The organism is Francisella halioticida (assembly GCF_002211785.1).
In the GTDB taxonomy this organism is placed as follows: Bacteria; Pseudomonadota; Gammaproteobacteria; order Francisellales; family Francisellaceae; genus Francisella; species Francisella halioticida.
This window is the reverse complement of record NZ_CP022132.1, coordinates 1,308,262-1,330,547: the sequence shown is the minus strand read 5'-3', so window position 1 is coordinate 1,330,547 and position 22,286 is coordinate 1,308,262. Positions and strand designations below refer to the sequence as shown.

Sequence of the window (22,286 nt, the reverse complement as noted above, 5' to 3'; positions counted from 1 at the left end):
TAGAAATTTTTATATATAATAGGTACGTTATAAGCGTAGAAAAATACTATTATAAAGTTATGGGAATATTAATTTATGATTAAAAAGCTAAAGCAGAAATGGTTTTGGAGCAAAAACTCTGAGCAAGGTCCTCCAGATTTAGAGGAGATGATAAAAAAATTCTTTGGTAAAAAGAAAAAAAATAATAATGATGGTGATGAGAGTATTTATTCAAAGAATGTTAATAAAAATAAACCAATCTTTGAAAAACCACCTATTAAGAAAATAGCTGCTATTGTTATAGTAATTATAGTAGTTGGGTGGGTAGGTCTTGGATTTTATGTTGTTCAGCCTGCTGAGCAAGCTGCGGTACTTAGATTTGGTAAGTTTACTAAGATGGTTCAACCGGGCTTACACTGGTATCCAATAGGGATAGATACGATTGATAAAGAAAATGTGCAAGAGTTAAAAACAATTTCTTTAAAAAGAGATATGCTAACTTCAGAAGAAAATATTGTGCATGTTTCTTTTACAGTACAGTATCGGATATCTAATTTACAAGATTATTTGTTTGCAAATACAGATCCATCTCAATTATTACAGCAATCACTAGAGAGTGCTGTTAGACAAGTTATTGGACATAGTAACTTATCTGATATTCTAACAACACAAAGAGCATCAATAGCAGGTAAAGTTAAACAAGAAATGGAAGCTTTATTGAAAGAATATAAATCTGGTATATATATAAGTGATGTTATTATGCAACCAGCGCAAGCACCAGATGCTGTTAAAAGTGCTTTTGATGATGTTATAAAAGCAAGAGAAGACCAAGCTAGACTACAAAATGAAGCCGAATCTTATGCAAATAGAGTGATCCCTGTTGCTCAAGGTAAGGCCCAAAGGATTGTGGATCAGGCAAATGCTTATAAGCAGCAAATAGTATTACAAGCTCAAGGTGAAGTTGCTGAGTTTGAGCAATTATTACCAATATATAAAAAATCACCGGATATTGTTATGAACCAGATGTACTTTAATACTATCTCAGATGTCTTACAACATAATAAGGTGTTTATAATAGATGGTGATGGTGCAAAAAATATTTTCTATGGTTTAGGTAATAAGCAAAAACAAGCATTATTATCAAGTACACAGGGAGGGAACTAAGATGAGTAAGCTTTTAAAAATAATCTTAGTGCTTGTGATAATTGCAGTGATATTGATTTTAAGTAGTAAATTTGTAGTGAAACAGGGTACTGAATCTGTTGTTTTAAGATTAGGTGAGCTTGTTAAAAAAGATGGCAAAGTTATTGAGTATGAACCTGGTATTCATGTCAAAATTCCATTTTTAGATACAGTTAAAAATTATGATATGAGAAATAGAGTTTTAACAACAGATTCATCACGCGTAGTTACAAAAGAGAAAAAAGATGTTCTGATAAATGCTTATGTCGTTTGGAGAGTAAATGATATTTCTAAATTCTTTACTAGTACTAGTGGACAAGTTTTTAGAGCGGAAACTTTATTAAAACAGTTTTTAGAATCATCATTAAGAGCAGAAGTTGGTAAAAATGATATTCAAAGCTTAGTTAATAATGATCGTGATAAATTAATGATAGCACTAACAAAAGATGTTGCTGTGCAGTCTAAAGAAATTGGTATATCTATAGTAGATGTTAGAGTTAATCAAATTGATTTACCTGATACAATTACTGAATCTATATATCAAAGAATGAAATCTTCTAGACATAAGGAAGCTTCACGTATAAGAGCAGAGGGTGAAAGAGCAGCAGAAAAAACAAAAGCAGCAGCAGATGCAAAAGTGACAGTAACCTTAGCAGAATCAGAAAAAAAATCAAAAGTTATTAGAGCTCAGGCAGATGCTAAGGCTGCTAAGATTTTTACAGAAACTTATTCTAGCTCAGTTCCTTTATATGAATTCTTAAAGAGTATGAATTCTTATAAACAGAGTTTTGATGGTAAAAATCAAATTGTATTTATGCTTAAGCCTGATAGTAAGTTTTTTGAAGGCTTTAAACTAGAACCAAATAGCCAACTTGCTGAAGATATGAAAAAGGCTAAATAAGATTATGAATAAGATAAAAGTACTATTTGTATGTAAGGGTAATATATGCAGATCTCCAACAGCACATGGCATTTTTAGGGATATAGTTAGAGAGAATAATCTCCAAAATAGTATTTATGTAGCATCTTGTGGTACTAGCTCACGTATTTGGAAACATGAAGGTGATGGTGCTGATATGAGATCACTAGAAACAGCAAAGAAATATGATTGTGATCTTTCAGATCAAAAATCTCAACAACTAGGAGAGTCGGATTTTTCAGAATTTGACTATATAGTTGCTATGGATCAAGAAAATGTTGCCACGATGAAAGAGATGTTTCCAAAAGCAGATTTTTCAAAAGTATCAAGAATGCTTGAATATGCTTCAACAATATCTTTAAAAGATGTGCCAGATCCATATTATGAAGATAACTTTGATAAAGTTTTTTTAATGATTCATACAGCTTGTCATGAACTTTTTGAAAAAATAAAACTAGAGTACAAATTATGAACTATCATAACGCAAAATATATAATGGGAGCAGCAAAAGTTTCTCAACTTCCTGAAGATGTAGGTGTTGAAGTAGCATTTGCTGGCAGATCAAACGCTGGTAAGTCGAGCGCCTTAAATACTCTCACAGATCACAAAGGTCTTGCTAGGGTAAGTAAAACTCCTGGAAGAACCCAGTTAATTAATTTATTTGATATTGGTGATAATAAACGTTTAGTTGATTTACCAGGATATGGTTATGCAAAAGTATCAGAGAAAATTAAGAAGCAATGGCAGAGTGAAATGGAGAGTTATCTAACATCACGTAAATGCTTAGGAGGAATTATTCTTTTAGTAGATTCGCGTCATGCATTAAAAGAGTTTGACTCCTTGATGATTGAAATGGCAATCTCATTTGATTTAAACTTGCACGTACTTCTTACAAAAGCCGATAAGCTAAATAACAAAGAAAGAGCTCAAGTAAATAGAATGATTGAGAGCTTTTTGAAAACATTCATCTCAACAGATAAAATTTCTTATCAATTATTTTCTTCATTAAACAAAATGGGTCTAGATAAGTTAAAAGAAAGGCTAGACTCTTGGTATCAATAAAGTATCTATTTAGTTAACTTCTTATAGGTTTTTAAGTATTTTTTACTTGTGTACAAATATTTACATTATTTTAAAATTGTTATTAATTACGTTAGAGGAAATTCTAGTTTATTAACCATCTCTTTAGGGCAAACTTGATAGAAATTACTTAAGAGATTATCAAAATTATCTAATATCCTCTTTGAATGTTTTGACTGTGTTTCTTCAACATGCTATAATTAGGTTTTTTAAAACAGTAGCCCAATATTGATTTTTTATTCTATTAAAGATTATTGTTTCAGGATTTAATCTATCTACAAATGTATTTTTTTAATCATAGACAAAGGCCATTCCTCCTGTCATTCCCGCACCGAAATTATCTCCGGTAGTACCTAGTATAACAATAACACCTCCTGTCATGTACTCGCAGCCATTAGAGCCACAACCCTCTACTACAGATATAGCTCCAGAGTTTCTTACAGCAAATCTTTCACCAGCAATACCTTCAGCAAAAAGTTTACCTGAAATTGCTCCATAAATTACAGTATTCCCTACTATTGTGTTTTTATTAGATATCAAATTACTTGCTTCTGATTTTCTAATAATTATTGTTGCTCCAGAAAGACCTTTACCAACATAGTCATTAGCATCACCTTCTAATACAAGTTTTAAACCTTCTATAGCAAAAGCGCCAAAAGATTGTCCTGCTGAGCCTTTAAAATTTAAAATCAAAGGAGTTTCTAAGATTTTTGTTGCATATTTTTTAAATAAATAATGCGAAATTCTGGTGCCAACGGCTCTGTCAGTATTATTAATGGTAAAAAAATTACAGACTTTTTCATTTGAAAGTATATTTTGTTCTATTTCTGGCCATATTTTTTGGTCTAGAGTGTCAGGAACTTTGTTGATTGTAGGATTGTCACAATATCTTTTATTATCACCGCAGTCAGCTTGTATAAATAATGGGCTTAAGTCTAAATCATCTAAACTAGAAGAGCCTTTATTAACTTGCTTTAATAAGTCTGTACGGCCAATGATATCAGTCAATTTATGATAACCCAACTGTGCTAGAATTTCTCTAACTTCTTGTGCTATAAAGGTAAATAAATTTACAACTTTTTCAGGCGTGCCAGTAAACCTTTTTCTTAGATCTTCATCTTGAGTGCATATTCCAACAGGGCAGGTATTAGAGTGGCATTGTCTAACCATAACACATCCCATTGCGACCAATGCTGTCGTTGCTATACCATATTCTTCAGCTCCCATCATTGCTGCAATAACAACATCTCTACCTGTTTTAATACCACCATCAGTTTTTAAGGTAATCTTATGTCTTAAATTATTTAGAGTTAAAATTTGATTGGCTTCTGTTAAACCCATCTCCCAAGGTATCCCAACATATTTAATGCTTGTTTGAGGTGAGGCTCCGGTACCTCCATTATGCCCAGAGATTAGGATTATATCAGCATTAGCTTTGGCGACACCTGCAGCTATTGTACCAATACCTGAAGAAGCAACTAATTTCACACTAACTCTAGCATGTGGATTAACTTGTTTGAGATCGTAGATTAACTGAGCAAGATCTTCTATGGAATATATATCATGATGTGGAGGAGGGGATATAAGTGTTACACCAGGTGTAGAATGTCTTAATTCGGCTATCTCTCTAGTTACTTTAAATCCAGGCAACTGACCTCCTTCACCTGGTTTAGCACCTTGAGCAATTTTTATTTCTATTTCGTTACAATTATTTAGATATTCTAGGCTAACACCAAATCTAGCAGATGCTACTTACTTAACTCGTGAATTAGCACTATCCCCATTTTTTATTGACTTAAATCTTTCTCGACTTTCTCCACTACAAGAAGCTCCTTTAATTCTATTCATTGCTATAGCTAAAGTTTCGTGGGCTTCCTTAGATAGTGCTCCATGTGACATACTACCTGTTCCAAATCTATGCAGTATATTCTCAATACTTTCGACTTCATTAATATCAATGGGAGAGCGTTTATCTTTAAAATCAATTAAATCTCTAATATTTATAGGAGGCAGGTTATATATACCTTTAGTATATTTCTTATATTTATCGTAAGAGTTTACAAATACTGCATTCTGTAATAAGTGAATTAATGTTGCTTGGTATTGGTGAGTTTCTTCATTGTGTCTAGATCTATATAGTCCTCCTATTGGTAGCATTATATTATCAAAATCATTATCAAATGCTTGCTTATGAATTTTTGTTATTTTTTCTTCAATTCCAGCTAGACCTATACCTGAGATTTTAGATACCACATTAGGAAAAAATTCATTAATGATAGTTCTACTTAAGCCTACAGTTTCAAAATTACCACCTCCTCTATATGAACCTATTACAGATATTCCCATTTTTGCCATAATTTTTAGCAAACTTGAATTTATAGCTTTTATATATCTTTTAACTGCTTCATCAAAGCTTAAATCTTGTAAAATATTTTTTTGGAGGCGATCATAAATACTATCTATTGCTAAATAAGGATTTATGGTGGTTGCACCTACTCCAATTAGTGTAGCAAATGAATGGGTGTCAAAAGCATCTGCTACTTGTACATTGATCGAAACCCGGCCTCTTTTATTTAAGTCAATTAATAATTTATTAATCATTCCTACGCATAGTAGCATTGGTATAGGATAGTTATTTTTAGATACTTTTTTATCTGAAAGTATTAAATGAGAACAACCTTCTCTTATGGCATTTTCACATTCTTGTTTGATCTTATATAATCCGTTTTCTAGAGATGTCTTGTGATTAAAAGTACAATCTAGAGTTTTATAGTCGCCATAAAAAAGAGTTTTAAATTTTTCAAGCTGTGAATTAGACATTATAGGGCTATTTAAAACATAAATAGACCTTTTAGTTAAGTTATCAAAATCTAGAATATTACCCATATTACCAAATCTAGTTTTGATACTCATAACCTTATTTTCTCTTAAGGAGTCTATAGGTGGATTAGAAACTTGACTAAAATTCTGTCTAAAAAAATAATATAAGTGTCTGTACTTGTCTGATAAGACTGCTAAAGGAGTATCATCTCCCATTGATCCAATAGCTTCTTTTGCATCTTTAGCCATTGGCTGTAAAATTAGTTCTAAATCCTCAAAACTATAGCCAAAAGCATATTGCCTTTGTAAGAGGTCTTTACCAGAGAAATGATGTTTTTCATTATTAATTATTATTTGTTTATCTAAATCTATAATCTTCTTACTAAAATGTTTATATTTTTCAGCTAAGTAGTCTTTTATTGTTTTGTTATTATAAAGTTTAGCTTTAGCTGGTCTCACACCTATTACTTCACCTGGCGCTAGACTTCCTTTTTTAATTATATTTTCTTCATCTATTTTAACCATGCCAGCTTCGGAGCCAGAAAATAGGAGGTTATCTTTAGTAATAGTATACCTCAAAGGCCTAAGCCCATTTCTATCTGTTGCTGCAATAACCCATTCATTATCTGTTGCTGCAATAGCCGCAGGACCATCCCAAGGCTCCATAGTACTATTTAAAAAACTAAATAATTGCATATGTTCTTCTGGAATAACACTACTTTTAGACTACGCATCTGGGATTAACATTAATTTTGTTAAAGGTGCAGAATGCCCTGATATTGTTAATAGTTCAAATACATTATCTAATGATGCTGAATCTGATTTATTACAACCTATAACAGGGATAATATCTTCCAGTGAATCAAACTCTTTAGTAAACATGTTTTGTTCATGTACCTTCATCCAGTTGAGATTACCTTTTAATGTATTTATTTCACCATTGTGTGCAACTGTCCTAAATGGTTGAGCTAGATCCCAACTTGGAGCAGTATTTGTTGAAAATCTTTGATGAAATATGGCATATCTTGATTCAAATTTTTTATTTTTTAAATCTGGGTAAAAACTAGTTAGAAATTTTGCTAGAAACATCCCTTTATAAATTATTGACTTTGAGCTAAATGAGCATATATATAGATCTTTTAGGTGTTTAGATAAAGCTATTTTTTCAATTTTTCTTCTACATGCATAAAGCTTTTTTTCTAGAGTTTTATCTTGGGTTCTCTTATCTTTGTGTGAAAATAAGATTTGTGTAATTTCTGGCTTTACTCTTTCTGCTTTTTCACCTAAGACAGAAATGTCTACTGGTACGTGTCTCCAACCATAAATATTAAAATGGTTCTTAGTTAAAACACTCTCAACAATAGTTCTACAGTTTTCTTGTGCAGCATAATCATTTCTTGGAAGAAAAATCATACCAACACATATATCAGTATTTGTAGGTTTATGTCCCATAGCTTGGACTTTTTCAATGAAAAAGTTCTGTGGGATTTCTATATGTATGCCAGCACCATCACCTGTTTTACCATCAGCATCTATTGCGCCTCGGTGCCATACCGCTTTTAGTGCATCTATTGCATATTCAACAACTTGTCTAGATTTTTTGCCATCAATTGTAGCAACTAAACCAATACCACAAGCATCATGTTCCATTTGATCTTGATAAATATTATTGCTTCGTAATAATTCTAAATTTTTATTTCTTAGTTTCACAACTATATGCCTTATTTTCTAATGATTCTAGATAGTTAAGTATTGATATAGCAGCATCTCTGCCATCTTTGATAGCCCATACAACTAGTGAAGACCCTCTAACAATATCTCCTGCTGCAAATACTCCAGGTATCGAGCTTTGCATTGTTTTAGTATCAATTTTTATTGTTCCTTTAGAAGTTACTTGCAGTCTATCTTGGTCAAAAAGCTTAGGTATATCCTCAGGATCAAAACCAAGTGCTTTAATAACCATGTCTGTTTTTAATATGGCTTTTGAATTTTTTATGGCTATAGGTGATCTTCTACCATCTTTGTCAGGTTGTCCTAACTCCATTCTTTCAATAATCAAACCGTTAACATTTTTATCACCCAAAAACTCTTTAGGGTTAGATAACCAAATAAATTCTACACCTTCTTCCATAGCATTAATAACTTCTGTAGAAGACCCAGGCATATTTAAGCGGTCTCTTCGATATATACATTTAACAGATTTTGCCTCTTGTCTAATAGCAGTTCTCAAACAATCCATAGCAGTATCACCACCACCTATTACAACAACGTCTTTATTCTTGGCATTATGCATGCTTTTATTAGAAAACTTATCATCACCCAAGTTTATTTTATTTGAGTTTATTAAGAAATTTAAAGCAGGAATTATACCTTCTAAGTTATTTCCACCTATATCAATATCTTTCGTTTTATAGACTCCTGTTGCTATCAAAACAGCATCATGTTTATTTCTTAGTTCATCAAATCCAATATCAGTACCTATGTTTGTATTATTAATAAATGTTACTCCACTGTTTTCTAAAAGCTTAATCCTTCTTCCAACAACTTCTTTCTCTAACTTAAAGTTTGGTATTCCATAAACTAATAATTCTCCAGAACGATTATATCTATCGTATATTGTTACCTGAAAGCCATGTTTTCTAAGTTCTTCTGCACAAACTAAACCTGAGGGTCCAGCACCAATAATACCAACACTTTGAGATCTTTCTTTAGATACCTTTATTGGTTTTACCCAATTTTTACTCCATGCAGTTTCTGTTATAAATTTTTCTATAGAGCCTATGGTTACTGTACCATGTCCAGATTGTTGGATTACACAGTTGCCTTCACAGAGTCTATCTTGAGGACAAACTCTACCACAGATTTCAGGAAAATTATTTGTTGCTTGAGAGAGTTGGTAAGCTTCTTCTAATCTATCTTCAGCTGCTAATTTTAGCCAGTCTGGGATATTGTTTCCTAGAGGACAGTTAACTTGACAAAAGGGTACACCACATTGAGAACATCTGCTTGCTTGTTCTTGAGCTTTTTTAATTACAAATTCTTTATATATTTCGTTAGAATCTTTTTTTCTCTCTGTACTTTTACGTTTTCTTGGCCATTCTTGATTGATATGAGTAAACTTGAGCATTATAAGTAATTAAACACCTCTCAATGAGATCCATAATTTTAAATAGTATATAAACAAAAAAAATAATGAAAGTGAATTTACTGCAATTAATTTTACTTTTAAATGAAAGTATTTATTTTTATAAAGCCAAAGTGTTCTATAAAATATGTTCACGTTTACAATATTTTTATATTAAATGAAAAATAGCAGAGATACTTTATTTAATTTTTAATTAAAATACTTTAGTATAAAGTAGATTTATAAATCGATGATTAAATTTATGAGGTAATTCTATAGAATGTATAAAATACTAAATTTCTATACTAAAGAAGAAGTTTCTACTGATAACTTTGTTTTTGCTGGAGAAAATGAGCCTTGGGAAATCCAAATGGATATTGATAAAGTAAGTAAAAAAATCAATAAAGATTACTTTACTCAAGCATCTCCATGCTTATCTAAATATATACCATTTATGCCAATCAAGTACCCTTCAAGTTTTGTATCTTTAAGAGAGGCGCCAACGCCATTATTAAGAAGTAAAATTATAGGTAAAGAGTTAGGCATTAATCTTTATTTTAAAGTAGAAGGAAAAAATCCTACAGGATCATTTAAAGATAGAGGATCTGCTGTAGATATTACTGTTGCTAAAGAATTGGGAGCAAAAGGTATAGTTTTAGCTTCAACAGGTAATATGGCAGCTTCTTGCGCTTGTTATGCAGCAGCAGCAAAAATGCCATGTTTCATAATAGTGCCAGAAGGTGTTGCGACTTCTAAGTTAGCTCAAGTAATGTCTTATGGTGGTAAAATAGTTCAGGTAAAAGGAAGTTATAATGATGCAGCAAAATTAGCTTTTGATATTGCAAAATCTAAAGATTTTTTCCTTGCTGGAGATTATGCTTTTAGGGTGGAGGGACAAAAGACTGCTGCTTTTGAATTGGTAGATCAATTACTTTTCCAAGTTCCTGATGAGGTGATAGTGCCAATAGGTTGTGGTACTAATATGACAGCGTACTATAAAGGTTTCTCCGAGTATAAAGAATTAGGTTTCATTAATTCATTACCAAAACTTACAGGTGTTCAATCTACCGGAGCAGACACTCTAGCTAGAGCATATCAGAAAAATCAAAATAGGGTTGAGCCATTAAAAGCGGCTAATACAATTGCTACAGCAATAGCTGTACCATATCCTATAGATGGTGATAAGGCTATAGATGCTATTTATAGTACCGGTGGAGAATCAACAGCTGTTACAGATATGAAAATGCTTGAAGCTCAATACTTATTATCTACAAAAGAGGGACTATTCGTTGAGTTAGCTTCAGCATCAACTATTGCTCATTTACTTAAAAAGCATAAGGAAGGAAAACTTCAAAAAGGTAGCACAGTAATTTGTGTACTTTCAGGAGAAGGACTTAAAGATCCAAGTGTTGTGCTTAAATCAGCAATTCAGCCTCCAATTATTTATCCTACAGAAAATGATTTTGATAGGCTGTATGATAGTCACTTTTTCGATAATAAAACGATGTTGTTTATCGAACAAAATGAAGTGGTGTTTGATAGTTTGCCTTCTCTTGAAGAAGTGAAGAAAACATTAGGTGAGCTATTTGGAGCTAATTATGATGAGGCATTTTTAACTAAAGTTAGAGAGTTGATTGAGAGATTCTTAGTTAAAGGGAAATCTATCAGTATTTCTGATATTCAGGATATTATCCAAGATGCTACAGAGATGGTAGATGCTGTTAGTAAAAACATTCTTGATGTACAATCGTTTAAAGTTAATGTTGAACTTGATCAAAAATCTGTGGCAGAAGTTACAGTTAAAATAGCAGATCAGCTATACTTTGCTTCAAGTTCGGGTGTTGGTCCAGTTGATGCTGTTTTAAATGCTTTATGTAGAGCATGTCCTAGTGATATTGTTTATAATTTAACAGATTATAAAGTTAAGATACGTGGACAAGGTGCTGATGCAGTTGTTTACGTTGAAATGAGTCTAGAAAAAGAAGGGATAAAAAGTATCGGTAAAGCTGTGTCTCCTGATATAATACAGGCGTCTGTTGAAGCATTTATTGATGCATATAATATTGCTTATGCATAATATATCTGAGGTGGAAGATTATGAAAAAAGTATTAAATAAATATAGTAGTCGTCTTACAGAAGATAAGTCTCAAGGTGCTTCTCAAGCTATGCTTTATGGAACAGGCATGGATGATAATGATATGCATAAACCACAAATTGGTATTGCTAGTGTATGGTATGAAGGTAATACATGTAATATGCACTTAAATCAGTTAGCCCAGTTTGTAAAAAATAGTGTTGAGAAAGATAATCTAAAAGGAATGAGATTTAATACTATCGGAGTTAGTGATGGTATTTCAATGGGTACAGATGGTATGAGTTATTCATTACAGTCTAGGGATCTTATCGCAGATTCAATAGAAACTGTAATGTCTGCTCATTGGTATGATGGGCTAGTTTCTATACCAGGTTGTGACAAAAATATGCCAGGATGTATGATGGCTTTAGGCAGACTTAATAGACCTGGATTTGTGATTTATGGTGGTACTATTCAAGCAGGGATTATGCGCGGTAAACCAATTGATATAGTTACAGCATTCCAAAGTTATGGAGCATGTATATCTGGTCAAATCACAGAACAAGAGCGTCAAGAAACTATCAAAAAAGCATGTCCTGGTGCTGGCGCTTGTGGTGGTATGTATACTGCAAATACTATGGCATGTGCTATTGAGGCATTAGGTATGAGTTTGCCATATAGCTCATCAACTCCTGCAACGTCACCAGAAAAAATACAAGAATGTGATAAAGCTGGTGAAACTATTAGAAATCTTTTAGCGTTAGATATTAAACCTAGAGACATTATGGCTCGTAAAGCTTTTGAAAATGCTATGGTATTAATCACGGTTATGGGCGGCTCTACAAATGCGGTACTTCACTTATTAGCTATAGCAAGCTCAGTAGGAGTTGATCTTAGTATAGATGATTTCCAAGAGATAGCTAATAAAACTCCAGTATTAGCAGATTTTAAGCCTAGTGGCAAATATGTGATGGCTGATCTGCATGCTATAGGCGGTACTCCAGCTGTAATGAAAATGTTGCTAAGAGAAGGTATGTTACATGGTGATTGCCTAACAGTTACAGGAAAAACCTTAGCAGAGAATCTTGAGAATTTGGCAGATTTATCAGAAGATAATGCTATTATTCAGAGTTTAGATAATCCTATTAAGAAAACTGGACATTTACAGATTTTAAAGGGTAACGTAGCTCCAGAAGGATCCGTAGCTAAAATTACTGGTAAAGAAGGTGAAATTTTTAAAGGTATTGCAAATGTCTTTGATTCAGAAGAAGAAATGGTTGCTGCAGTAGAAGCTGGTAAAGTTAAAAAAGGTGATGTAATAGTTATTCGTTATGAAGGTCCAAAAGGTGGTCCAGGGATGCCGGAAATGCTAAAACCTACTTCTCTAATAATGGGTGCAGGATTAGGGCAAGACGTTGCTTTGATTACAGATGGCCGTTTTTCTGGTGGATCACATGGTTTTATTGTTGGTCATATTGCCCCAGAGGCTTTTGATGGTGGTATGTTAGCTTTAATCGAAAATGGTGACAAGATCACTATTGATGCGATTGATAATGTTATTGATGTTGATTTATCAGTAGCAGAAATAGCAAAAAGAAAATTAAATTGGCAAAAACCAAAAGAAAAAGCATCTAGAGGAACTCTTAAAAAATACATAAAAACTGTATCATCAGCTTCTACAGGTTGTGTAACTGATTTAGACTAGATTTAGGTTAGTTTTTCATATTATCTATAAAAAACTTCAATAAAATTATTTTTTCTATTTAAATATAGCAGATCCATGACTATAATGGATTAAATATTTAATTTGAATAAGATAAAAATGATATATTGAAAGGAGAGTGCTAAAGTATGAAAATAACTGGCTCTCAAGCCATAGTGAAATCACTTCAAGCAGAAGGCGTAGATTGTATATTTGGATATCCTGGTGGAGCTATTATGCCCACTTATGATGCTCTTCATGAATCAAAAGATCAAGTCCACCATGTTTTAGTTAGACACGAGCAAGGTGCAGTTCATGCTGCAGTAGGTTATGCTAGAGCTACTGAAAAAGTTGGTGTTGCTATTGCAACATCTGGTCCTGGTGCAACAAATCTCATTACTGGTATAGCAGATGCTCAGATAGATTCTGTTCCTATTGTATGTATTACCGGCCAAGTTTTTAGTACACTATTAGGTACAGATGCTTTCCAAGAAGCTGATATCATAGGTATGTCAGTTGCGGCAACTAAATGGAATTATCAAATAACTGATCCTAATGAAATTCCAGAAGTTTTTAAGAAAGCTTTTGAAATAGCTGCAAATGGCAGACCTGGTGCCGTGTTGATTGATGTTACTAAAGATGCTCAAGTAGGTATGATGGATTATAAAGATGCCGTTGGTGATAAGCATGGCAAATGGCTTCATAAACCAACTATAAATATGGATGATATCCTTAAAGCATCTGAGTATATTAATAATGCTAAAAAACCTATAATGATAACTGGTCATGGTGTAATGTTATCAGGAGCAGAAGAAGCAGTTTTAAAAGTTGCTGAAAAGGGTAATATAGCTGTAGTTAGTACTTTATTGGGACTATCAGCATTTCCATATAATCATGAGTTATATAAAGGTATGCTTGGGATGCATGGTAATTATGCAGCGAATATACTTTGTAATGAAGCTGATGTGGTAATTGCTGTTGGAATGAGATTTGATGATAGAGTTACGGGAGATCTTGGTCATTATTTACCAAATGCTAAAATTATACATATTGAAATAGATCCTTCTGAGATCAATAAAAATGTCAAAGCAGATATTGGGATAAATGCTGATGCGAAAGAAGCATTGACTTGTTTATTGCCGTATATAGCAAATAATTCTCATCAAGAATGGCATGATGTATTTACATCTGAGCACCAAAAAGAAGTTAAAGCTATTATTGAAAATGAAACAAATCCAGCTTCTGGTGAAATCAAAATGGCAGAGGTAATAAGTTTACTATCTAAAGCTACAGATGGTAGAGCTATTGTTGTATCTGATGTTGGACAGCATCAAATGATAACAGCAAGATATTATCAGTTCTTAGAAACAAACTCTCATATTAGTTCTGGAGGATTAGGAACTATGGGATTTGCTTTGCCTGCAGCGATTGGGGCAAAAATGGGTGTTCAAGATAAAAGAACAGTTGTCGCGGTAATAGGTGATGGTGGCTTTCAGATGAATATTCAAGAGTTAGCCGTGCTAAACCAAGAAGGGATTAATGTCAAAATTTTAATTTTAAATAACTGTTTCTTGGGAATGGTACGCCAGTGGCAAGAATTATTTTTTGAAAGTAGGTATTCTTATACAGAAATATCTTCACCTGACTTTGTTAAAGTTGCTGAAGCTTATGGTATTGAAGCTGAAAGAGTTAAGGAAAGAAAAGATCTTAAGGATGCTTTAACTAGATTTCTTAATTCAGATAGTTCATACTTACTTGAGGTAATGGTTGAAAATCAAGAAAATGTTTTTCCGATGGTACCTGCTGGAGAATCAATTAGTAATACTAAATTAGGGATAGAGGAGTAGCGCTATGAATGAAAATATATACTTTATAACAATGAATACTGAAAATACCCTTTGCGTGCTACAAAGAATTTCTTCTGTTCTTTCACGTAATCGTGTAAACATTGAGCAGTTAACTGTATTTGAAACAGCTAACAAAGGAATTTCTCATTTTAATCTTGTTGTTCATGGGACTCAAGATAAGATAGAAAAAATAGTTAAAAAGCTAGCTAATGTTATTGAAGTGCTAGATATTAATATAACAAATTGCATACCTATGCAAGGCGCAGTTATTAGTGAAATTCCTCAAAATGTTAAAACAGCAAATCATAGAAAAGCTGCTTAAAACTAAAGTTATATAAAGGTTATTATCTAAAAGGCATATTAAATTTGTAATGTGAACTTAGTCAATCTACTCTTTTCATCAAAACCGTCTTGGCATAACCGATTATCTAGGATAGCTTTATGATGGAATTAATAAATTTCCTATCTAAAATGTAATTTTACATCAGGGACGAGTTTCTGAGGTGACGACTTAAAATCTATATTCTTTTTTAATTATTTCTATCCATTTTTTTGCTGCTCTAGATAAGATACGACTTTTCTTATAATCAATAACTAATGGCATCTTATTTTTATGAGGTTTGCCTATTGTTTTTAATGTATGATCAATTGCTTTTTCTGGTAACAAACTATAACCAAGACCTTCGCTAACAAATTGTCGGATAGTGTCAAAAGATTTTACTTCTTTATCTAATTCTTTATTCAACGAATATTTTTGTAAGCATTCTTTAACAATCTCATCAAAAATAGTTATAGTTTCAGCGCCAATAAACTCAATTTCTCGTAAACTTTTAATAGAGCTAAATTTTTTGGAGATAATGTTTATATTCGAAGATACTACAAAGTATACAAACTCATCTGAAATAACATGAATTTTTAAATCAGGATCAACGATTTTTGGATGAATCATGAGTCCTAGTTCAACATTATTTTTTAAAATTAACTGAGTAACTGATCATACCCTCCTATTTGGGACACTTAGGTGTTAAGAAAAGGAGACAAGATGAGATATACAAAAGAGTTTAAAGATGAAGCTGTTAAATTATGTTTACAACCAGATGCAAATAGACGAGAAATAGCAGATAATTTAGGGGTTAAATATAAAACCATTTGCAGTTGGATATCCAAAGCCATGTCAAACCCTCAGAAAGAAATAAAGATAGATTATAAAACGCAGTACCAGCAACTATCTTTTGAAAATACTGATTTGAAGAAAAAACTCAAACAGGCAGAAACAGAGCGTAAAATACTAAAAAAGGCAGCAGCGTACTTTGCAAAGCAAAATCTGTAAGGTACGCCTTTATTAAGGAGCATTATAAAGTTATGCCAGTAACAACACTATGTAAATCTTTGAATGTGAGCACATCTTCATATTACAGATGGATTCATAAACCTATAGGTAAAAGGCAATATAATGATGCTGAACTAGATGATGCTATTTTAATGAACATAAATCTAGATATGGAAGTATTAGGATATACAAAGAGTAAACTGTCCCTATTATTCAATACCACTTTATAAAATATTTTTATTCCTTGCTTTTATGCAGCATCTAAAATACCAGAATATACTTCATCAGGAGTCATATATCCAATACTAGAATGTAGTCTTTCATTGTTGTAAATATCAATATATTCTTTGATACCTACTTTAGCCTCTTTCATAGTTATATATGATGCCGGATAAACATTTTCATATTTCAGTGTTCTCCAAAATCTCTCAATTGCAATATTATCTATAGATCTTCCTTTAGCATCCATAGATTTATTTATTTTATTATCAGATAATATTTTAATATGCTCTTTTGCTGTATATTGAGTTCCTTGATCAGAGTTAAAGATATCAGGTTTACCATATTTAAATAACGCTTCTTTTAACACACTAGTTGTTAGATGTGTATCCATAGTATTAGAAATCTTCCAAGCTAGTATTTTCTTGCTATGCCAATCTATTATGGCTACTAAATATGCATACCCACATTCTAGTCTAATATACGTGATATCAGCACTCCATACCTTATTAGCTTTATCTATAACAACCTGATTCGTCTCATTTTTAAATACATTAAGTAAGTATGGATATTTCTTGTCTTGCTTATTAATGACAGTTGTCTTTTTTTTAGGATACAATGCCTTAATACCCATGAATTACATAGCACTTTTGATTAGCTTCCTTCCAACTAGAAATCCTAATCTATTTAGCAACTTTACTAGCCTTCTCGTACCATAATATGGATGTTTAGTATGTATCAAATCTATTGCATTTAATAGTCTAATATCATCATTACTACTAAATTTTGATATTGGTGTATAATAGTACACACTCTTAGATACAGATAATAGTTTAAGCTGATTATTTAAAGATAATTCTAGCTTAGTATCTACAGAGTTTACTCTATCATTTGATGATACCAAGCTTTTTAGCTTTCCCATTAAAAAATCCCTCTCTACTATTACCTCGACTAGTTTTTTACTTGTTGCATCTTTATCTTTTCTAAGCTCATCTATTTCCTGCTTATACTCCTTAACAACAGAGCTTTTATCAAATGCTAAGCAAGCATTAGATAAAAATTGCTGCTTCCAATTATGCACGTTTTTAGGAAGTAAATCATACTTACTTGCTATCTCATTAACTGTCATATTGCCTTCTAGCAATTCTATAATTACTTTAGCTTTAAAATCAGCTGTATACGTTACTCTTTTTTTACTCATTTATCTATTTCCTAATTTATCTAGTTAAGATAAACATCTAGGAATAAAAATCTTTCTAAAATCAGTAGCTTTTTCTGGGGACATTATAGAGCTTAAAGATATGGGTTGGAAAGTTACTCAAAAACGTATGAAATTACTTGGTTTACATGCTAAAGCGGCTCGTAAGCATAAGAAAACTACAGATTCTAACCACAACAAACATGTTTATGATAATTTATTAGAACAAAACTTCACTGCTTTATCTGTAAATCATAGGTGGGTTACAGATATAACTTATGTACCTACACAAGAGGGGTGGCTGTATCTTTGTGTGATTATAGATTTATTCTCAAGATCAGTTATTGGTTGGGCAATGGATTCTAGGATGAAAGCGGATTTAGTTTGTAATTCTTTAAATATGGCATTATTTAGAAGAAATTTTCCTAGTGGTGTGATTATACACTCTGATAAAGGGTCACAGTACTTGTAGCAAACAATATCAAGACATTAGCTACTATCAAGTATGAGCTCTAAAGGATGCTGTTACGATAATGCTGCTTGTGAAAGTTTCTTTGGAACTTTAAAAGTAGAGTTAGTACATGATGAAAGCTATAAAACTAGAGAAGAAGCTAAACTATCAATATTTGAATATATTGAAGCTTACTATAATACAAAAAGGAGACATTCTACAATAAATTATATGACTCCATATCAATTTGAATATATAATGGAAAATGACGTAGTAAACTGTCCCAAATTGACGGGGTAGATCATTATAAAGATATAACTTTTTATGGTTCTGTTGAATCTATTAATTAAGCTCTAAAAAAAGCAATAATATAATCTTTAATTATGTGTGATCTGAGTCCATATACATTAAATGATTCATCTTTAGGCTTTATTTTTTACACTCTAAACCAATAAATGACGATATTGTAATATTTGGTAATGGATCTAATACAGAGTTAATTTCAGAAAATAATAAGTTCATGAACCTTTTTAAAAAGTATTACAAAGAAAGTCATTTTTAATTAAATTTATTCTTACTCAAAACTTCTATACTTTTTACCTATGTAAGCTTCAGCAGCCATATATAGAAATCCATAAGTCAGAAGAATCAAGATATGAAATAAATAGAAATATAATAGTTCCAAGTATAGAGCCAAAAATAATAAATATAAACATAGTATTATCAATCTGTAACTAATAGATCTCTTTTAAAAAAAAGTATAATGTAGATGATATTTCACCAATAACTGTCTTAAACTTATTTGTTTTAAGAGCAAGCACGGAAGGTAACCCACTACTAAATAATAGAGCTGATAAAGTTATTAACTTATCTCCGCAGATAGTATTATTTGCTTATTTTAAAGATTATTATAAGAGTACTTGTCTAGCTTACCTTCTTCAAAAAACTTTCAATAAACTCAATTCTTTGCTCAGCAGTTTTAGTAATTTTAGTAATTAATAAATCTTGCTCTTTTGTAAGTCTAAAGTCGGCAGGTTGGGATTGTATTAGTTTTATTATTTTTTGAGGTTCAAATTTTGTCGTATCAGAGAAGCTAATCTTTCCTGAAGTAGAAAACATTTTAATTTGACTGATTCCTAGTGAGATTGCATCGATTTTCATATGTGCAACTTTTAGAAGATATATAACCTCTACAGGTAGCCTACCAAAACGATCTATAAGCTCGATTTTGATATTTATAAGATCTTTATGATCAGCTTTTGAAATACGTTTATAAATATTTAATCGAGAGTTTACATCATAGATATAATAATCAGGAATTAGTATAGGAATATTAAGCTCAACTTCACAAACTGTTGAATTAATTACTTCTTCAATATTGAGTTTTTTGCCAGCTTTTAAATTAGCAATAGTTTTATCTAAGAGATCCATGTAAAGATTTAGACCAATACCATTAATATTACCACTTTGTTCTTTACCTAAAATCTCACCAGCACCACGAATTTCTAAATCATGGTTAGCTAGTGTAAATCCACCACCTAGAGATTCTGTTCTACCGATAGCTTCTAATCTCTTAACCGCATCTCTAGTTATACTAGCTTCATTAGGAATAAGCATATAAGCATAAGCTTGATGGTGAGCTCTGCCAACCCTACCTCTGAGTTGATGAAGTTGTGCTAGACCTAAATTATTTGCATTTTCTATAATTAAAGTATTTGCATTAGGAATATCAATACCTGTCTCAATAATTGTTGTACAAAGTAAAATATGATATTTATTATGCTTAAAATTAAACATTATTTTTTGAATTTCTCTTTCACTCATTTGGCCATGTGCTATAGCTATTCTTAGACGAGGAAATAATTCTTGAAGAATTTCTTTTTTCTTTTGTATGGTTTCAACTTTATTATATAGATAGAATATTTGTCCACCACGAATAGTTTCACGACTTACAGCTTCACGAATAATATTATTATCATATTCTTTGACAAAAGTTTTAACTGATAAACGTTTAGCAGGAGGAGAGGCTATAATTGATAAATCTCTCAAAGCAGAAAATGTCATACTCAAACTACGAGGTATTGGTGTAGCAGACATTGTTAAAATATCTATTTCAGCTTTTAGTGACTTTAGTTTTTCCTTTTGTGCAACACCAAAGCGATGCTCTTCATCTATAATCAGTAAACCTAAGTTTTTAAAATCTATTTTTGATGATATTAGTTTATGTGTACCAATAATTATATCAACATTACCTTTTTTAAGGTTATTAAAAAGTTGTTCTTGAGCTTTGGGTGTTTTTGAGCGAGTTATAACTTCTATATTCACAGCTATATTGGCAAATCTATCTTTGAAGCTATTGTAATGCTGTTGCGCTAAGATAGTCGTAGGTACCAGTATTACAACTTGTTTTTGGTTTTGTGTTGCTAGATATGCTGCTCGCATAGCAATTTCAGTTTTACCAAATCCGACATCGCCACAAATTAATCTATCCATAGGTTTAGCTGAAATCATATCTTTAAAAACATCATTGATTGCTAGGAGTTGATCAGGAGTTTCTTCGTAAGGAAAGTCAGCACAAAATCTTAGATAGTCTTCTTCATCTAGAGAGTTGCTAAAGCCTTGGCGGATCTCTCTTTTAGCATATATTTCTAAAAGGTTTGCTGCAACATCAATAATTTTTTTGATAGTTTTTTCTTTTTGTTTTCTCCATTTATCTGAACCTAGCTTATTTAAAGCTATTTTTTCAGTAAGAGAGGAGTTATAGATTGAGATCAAATTTAGTGATGTTATTGGCACATAAATTTTGGCATCATTTGCATACAAAAGTAGGATAAACTCATCTTTTTTTCTATTTAATTCAATATTCTCCAAACCTTCATATCTACCTATACCATGATCAATATGTACAACATGCATACCAGGTTTTAAATCTGTTAGATCCTTTAGATCAACAGTAGGGTGATGATCGTGTTCAGAGATTTTCACAGTATTTTGAATATGCTCTGGAAATAAATCTGCTTCTGTAATCAAAGCGATTGTATTACCTATAATTACACCTTCTTGAAAAGGTGAAACTATTAAGCAAAATTTATTATCAAGTTTAAGAGCATCATCAAAACTTTTGGCAATTTTTATATTTAAGTGCAATTTATTTAAATGTTCTAAAAGGACTTCAGCACGGCCATTTGAATCAGTAGAAAAAACTATTTTTTCAAACTTAGATCTATTTATGAATTGCTGCAAATCTCTAAATGGGTTAGCAAGCTTATAGTTTGCAGATACCTTATCTAGATGGTTTACTTTTAAAGTTTTTGATTTAGATTTTGTTTGCTGAAACCATTTTATATGTTGGTATTTTTCATAAATATTTTTAATTTCTTTCTGTGAGAAAAAAAGTTCTTGATAGTGCAGTATTGGTCTATCAATATCGTGCTTAAGCTCATCGTATCTAAATCTAACTTCTTCAGTAAAAGCTTCAATAGAGTTACTAATATTATGGATTAAGTGAATATTTGCAGATTTTGGCAGATAATCAAAAATACTTGTAAGTTCGATATAAAATAGCGGCAGATAAAATTCTATACCACTAAAGTATTCTCTATTCTCTATGTATGTTGCAATAGTTGAGTTAATAGCACTCTTACCACAAAATGATTCAAGTTTTTCTAAAGCTAAGTTAGTATTTTGATTATCATATATTAATTCATGCGATGGCATAATGTTGATTGATTTTATCTCTTTACCAGAGCGCTGAGTTTCTGTATCAAGCTCTTTGATAGTATCAATCTCATCATCAAATAAATCTATTCGATAAGCTATCTTTGAACCAACTGGAAATATATCAATAATACTACCACGAATACTAAATTCACTTTTTTCAAATACGTTGTTTACTAGGGTATATCCCGCTTCGGTTAGAAGCATTTTTTGCCTAGTGATATCTAAAACCTGGCCAGTTTTAAGTATAAGACTATGCTCTTTTATAAATTTGGCTGGAGCTAGCTTTCGTAGAGTATTTGAAATACTGGTGATAACAATAGTATTTTTAGGATTTTGTGTAAGTTTATGTAAGATTTCTTGGCGTCTAGATATAATGTCCATAGCTGCTGAGAATCTATCATATGGGAGTATTTCTAGATTAGGAAAATATAAAACTTCTATTTTTGAATTTTTATTTAGATATTTTAACTCGTCATATATCTTATGTGCTTGTTGAGAATCTTCAGCAATTATTAGGTTAAATTCATTATTTTGTTTTAGATATTCATTAAATAAAATACTAAAAGATGATCCATAAGCATTAGATACGATACTATCTTTTGCAGATATCTGATTATTGAACATTAGAGATTAGATTAAA

At 31.6% G+C, this 22,286-nt stretch carries 18 protein-coding genes and 1 pseudogene; 12 read left to right on the top strand and 7 right to left on the bottom strand.

The window, feature by feature from the left end; all coding sequences use genetic code 11:
• Positions 1 to 75 precede the first annotated feature (75 nt).
• Genes hflK through yihA form a run of 4 tightly spaced genes read left to right on the top strand, consistent with a single transcriptional unit; the run spans position 76 to position 3,142 of the window.
• Positions 76 to 1,143: an FtsH protease activity modulator HflK gene (hflK, locus tag CDV26_RS07120; protein ID WP_088772690.1), complete on the top strand. Its 1,068-nt coding sequence runs from the start codon at positions 76 to 78 to the stop codon at positions 1,141 to 1,143.
• A gap of 1 nt (position 1,144) precedes the next feature.
• Positions 1,145 to 2,062, top strand: coding sequence for a protease modulator HflC (gene hflC, locus CDV26_RS07115; protein WP_088772689.1), 918 nt, complete (start codon positions 1,145 to 1,147; stop codon positions 2,060 to 2,062).
• 4 nt (positions 2,063 to 2,066) lie between these two features.
• Positions 2,067 to 2,552 (top strand): low molecular weight protein-tyrosine-phosphatase, encoded by a 486-nt coding sequence (locus CDV26_RS07110; RefSeq protein ID WP_088772688.1) that lies wholly within the window; start codon positions 2,067 to 2,069, stop codon positions 2,550 to 2,552.
• The gene (yihA, locus tag CDV26_RS07105) at positions 2,549 to 3,142 is read left to right on the top strand and encodes a ribosome biogenesis GTP-binding protein YihA/YsxC (protein ID WP_088772687.1); all 594 of its coding nucleotides are present in this window, start codon (positions 2,549 to 2,551) and stop codon (positions 3,140 to 3,142) included. The genes CDV26_RS07110 and yihA overlap by 4 nt, the downstream gene beginning before the upstream one ends.
• 309 nt (positions 3,143 to 3,451) lie before the next feature.
• Here yihA and CDV26_RS13185 read toward each other — a convergent pair whose 3' ends face one another.
• The 3 genes and pseudogenes from CDV26_RS13185 to CDV26_RS07095 form a co-directional block, all read right to left on the bottom strand.
• Positions 3,452 to 4,168 carry a GltB/FmdC/FwdC-like GXGXG domain-containing protein gene (locus tag CDV26_RS13185; protein ID WP_245806566.1) on the bottom strand — a complete coding sequence of 239 codons (717 nt, stop codon included), beginning with the start codon at positions 4,166 to 4,168 and terminating at the stop codon, positions 3,452 to 3,454.
• Positions 4,169 to 4,234: 66 nt separating this feature from the next.
• Positions 4,235 to 7,630: pseudogene (gltB, locus tag CDV26_RS13180) on the bottom strand (glutamate synthase large subunit); the annotation flags it as partial.
• Positions 7,631 to 7,673: 43 nt separating this feature from the next.
• The gene (locus CDV26_RS07095; protein ID WP_088772686.1) at positions 7,674 to 9,107 is read right to left on the bottom strand and encodes an NAD(P)-dependent oxidoreductase; all 1,434 of its coding nucleotides are present in this window, start codon (positions 9,105 to 9,107) and stop codon (positions 7,674 to 7,676) included.
• Positions 9,108 to 9,384: 277 nt separating this feature from the next.
• Here CDV26_RS07095 and thrC point away from each other — a divergent pair, with 277 nt between their 5' ends.
• The 4 genes from thrC to CDV26_RS07075 all read left to right on the top strand — a co-directional run bounded on the left by thrC (position 9,385) and on the right by CDV26_RS07075 (position 15,050).
• Positions 9,385 to 11,181, top strand: a complete 1,797-nt coding sequence (gene thrC / locus CDV26_RS13860; protein ID WP_088772685.1) for a threonine synthase — start codon at positions 9,385 to 9,387, stop codon at positions 11,179 to 11,181.
• Positions 11,182 to 11,201: 20 nt separating this feature from the next.
• Complete coding sequence (gene ilvD / locus CDV26_RS07085) at positions 11,202 to 12,884, top strand: dihydroxy-acid dehydratase (RefSeq protein WP_088772684.1); 1,683 nt, start codon at positions 11,202 to 11,204, stop codon at positions 12,882 to 12,884.
• Positions 12,885 to 13,030: 146 nt separating this feature from the next.
• On the top strand, positions 13,031 to 14,728 hold the full coding sequence (gene ilvB / locus CDV26_RS07080) for a biosynthetic-type acetolactate synthase large subunit (protein ID WP_088772683.1): 1,698 nt from the start codon (positions 13,031 to 13,033) through the stop codon (positions 14,726 to 14,728).
• A 4-nt stretch (positions 14,729 to 14,732) separates the two neighbouring features.
• Positions 14,733 to 15,050 carry an acetolactate synthase small subunit gene (locus tag CDV26_RS07075; RefSeq protein WP_088772682.1) on the top strand — a complete coding sequence of 106 codons (318 nt, stop codon included), beginning with the start codon at positions 14,733 to 14,735 and terminating at the stop codon, positions 15,048 to 15,050.
• Between the two features lie 189 nt (positions 15,051 to 15,239).
• Here the strand turns inward: CDV26_RS07075 and CDV26_RS07070 are convergent, their stop codons facing one another.
• Positions 15,240 to 15,677, bottom strand: a complete 438-nt coding sequence (locus CDV26_RS07070) for a LysR family transcriptional regulator substrate-binding protein (protein WP_088772681.1) — start codon at positions 15,675 to 15,677, stop codon at positions 15,240 to 15,242.
• A 72-nt stretch (positions 15,678 to 15,749) separates the two neighbouring features.
• Between CDV26_RS07070 and CDV26_RS07065 the strand changes: the two genes are divergently transcribed.
• Positions 15,750 to 16,058: a transposase gene (locus CDV26_RS07065; RefSeq protein ID WP_157671529.1), complete on the top strand. Its 309-nt coding sequence runs from the start codon at positions 15,750 to 15,752 to the stop codon at positions 16,056 to 16,058.
• Between the two features lie 32 nt (positions 16,059 to 16,090).
• Positions 16,091 to 16,288 (top strand): hypothetical protein, encoded by a 198-nt coding sequence (locus CDV26_RS07060; protein WP_088772679.1) that lies wholly within the window; start codon positions 16,091 to 16,093, stop codon positions 16,286 to 16,288.
• A 20-nt stretch (positions 16,289 to 16,308) separates the two neighbouring features.
• Here CDV26_RS07060 and CDV26_RS12155 read toward each other — a convergent pair whose 3' ends face one another.
• Both CDV26_RS12155 and CDV26_RS12150 read right to left on the bottom strand, forming a co-directional pair.
• Entirely contained in the window at positions 16,309 to 16,911 is a 603-nt protein-coding gene (locus CDV26_RS12155; protein WP_157671526.1) for an IS3 family transposase, read from the bottom strand.
• 3 nt (positions 16,912 to 16,914) lie between these two features.
• A complete protein-coding gene (locus tag CDV26_RS12150; RefSeq protein ID WP_157671522.1) occupies positions 16,915 to 17,478 on the bottom strand; it encodes a transposase in 564 nt (187 codons plus the stop codon).
• A 100-nt stretch (positions 17,479 to 17,578) separates the two neighbouring features.
• On the opposite strand from CDV26_RS12150, the gene CDV26_RS14035 reads away from it, so the two are divergent.
• Entirely contained in the window at positions 17,579 to 17,947 is a 369-nt protein-coding gene (locus CDV26_RS14035) for a DDE-type integrase/transposase/recombinase (protein WP_088772678.1), read from the top strand.
• A 33-nt stretch (positions 17,948 to 17,980) separates the two neighbouring features.
• Positions 17,981 to 18,226, top strand: coding sequence for an IS3 family transposase (locus tag CDV26_RS14030; protein ID WP_088772677.1), 246 nt, complete (start codon positions 17,981 to 17,983; stop codon positions 18,224 to 18,226).
• A 624-nt stretch (positions 18,227 to 18,850) separates the two neighbouring features.
• Here CDV26_RS14030 and mfd read toward each other — a convergent pair.
• A complete protein-coding gene (gene mfd / locus CDV26_RS07040; protein WP_088772676.1) occupies positions 18,851 to 22,270 on the bottom strand; it encodes a transcription-repair coupling factor in 3,420 nt (1,139 codons plus the stop codon).
• Positions 22,271 to 22,286 lie beyond the last annotated feature (16 nt).

Coding starts and splice junctions, on each gene's coding strand:
- hflK (WP_088772690.1), top strand. CDS start 76: ATGATTAAAAAGCTAAAGCAGAAATGGTTTTGGAGCAAAAACTCTGAG.
- hflC (WP_088772689.1), top strand. CDS start 1,145: ATGAGTAAGCTTTTAAAAATAATCTTAGTGCTTGTGATAATTGCAGTG.
- CDV26_RS07110 (WP_088772688.1), top strand. CDS start 2,067: ATGAATAAGATAAAAGTACTATTTGTATGTAAGGGTAATATATGCAGA.
- yihA (WP_088772687.1), top strand. CDS start 2,549: ATGAACTATCATAACGCAAAATATATAATGGGAGCAGCAAAAGTTTCT.
- CDV26_RS07095 (WP_088772686.1), bottom strand. CDS start 9,107: ATGCTCAAGTTTACTCATATCAATCAAGAATGGCCAAGAAAACGTAAA.
- thrC (WP_088772685.1), top strand. CDS start 9,385: ATGTATAAAATACTAAATTTCTATACTAAAGAAGAAGTTTCTACTGAT.
- ilvD (WP_088772684.1), top strand. CDS start 11,202: ATGAAAAAAGTATTAAATAAATATAGTAGTCGTCTTACAGAAGATAAG.
- ilvB (WP_088772683.1), top strand. CDS start 13,031: ATGAAAATAACTGGCTCTCAAGCCATAGTGAAATCACTTCAAGCAGAA.
- CDV26_RS07075 (WP_088772682.1), top strand. CDS start 14,733: ATGAATGAAAATATATACTTTATAACAATGAATACTGAAAATACCCTT.
- CDV26_RS07070 (WP_088772681.1), bottom strand. CDS start 15,677: ATGATTCATCCAAAAATCGTTGATCCTGATTTAAAAATTCATGTTATT.
- CDV26_RS07060 (WP_088772679.1), top strand. CDS start 16,091: ATGCCAGTAACAACACTATGTAAATCTTTGAATGTGAGCACATCTTCA.
- CDV26_RS12155 (WP_157671526.1), bottom strand. CDS start 16,911: ATGGGTATTAAGGCATTGTATCCTAAAAAAAAGACAACTGTCATTAAT.
- CDV26_RS12150 (WP_157671522.1), bottom strand. CDS start 17,478: ATGAGTAAAAAAAGAGTAACGTATACAGCTGATTTTAAAGCTAAAGTA.
- CDV26_RS14035 (WP_088772678.1), top strand. CDS start 17,579: ATGGGTTGGAAAGTTACTCAAAAACGTATGAAATTACTTGGTTTACAT.
- CDV26_RS14030 (WP_088772677.1), top strand. CDS start 17,981: ATGAGCTCTAAAGGATGCTGTTACGATAATGCTGCTTGTGAAAGTTTC.
- mfd (WP_088772676.1), bottom strand. CDS start 22,270: ATGTTCAATAATCAGATATCTGCAAAAGATAGTATCGTATCTAATGCT.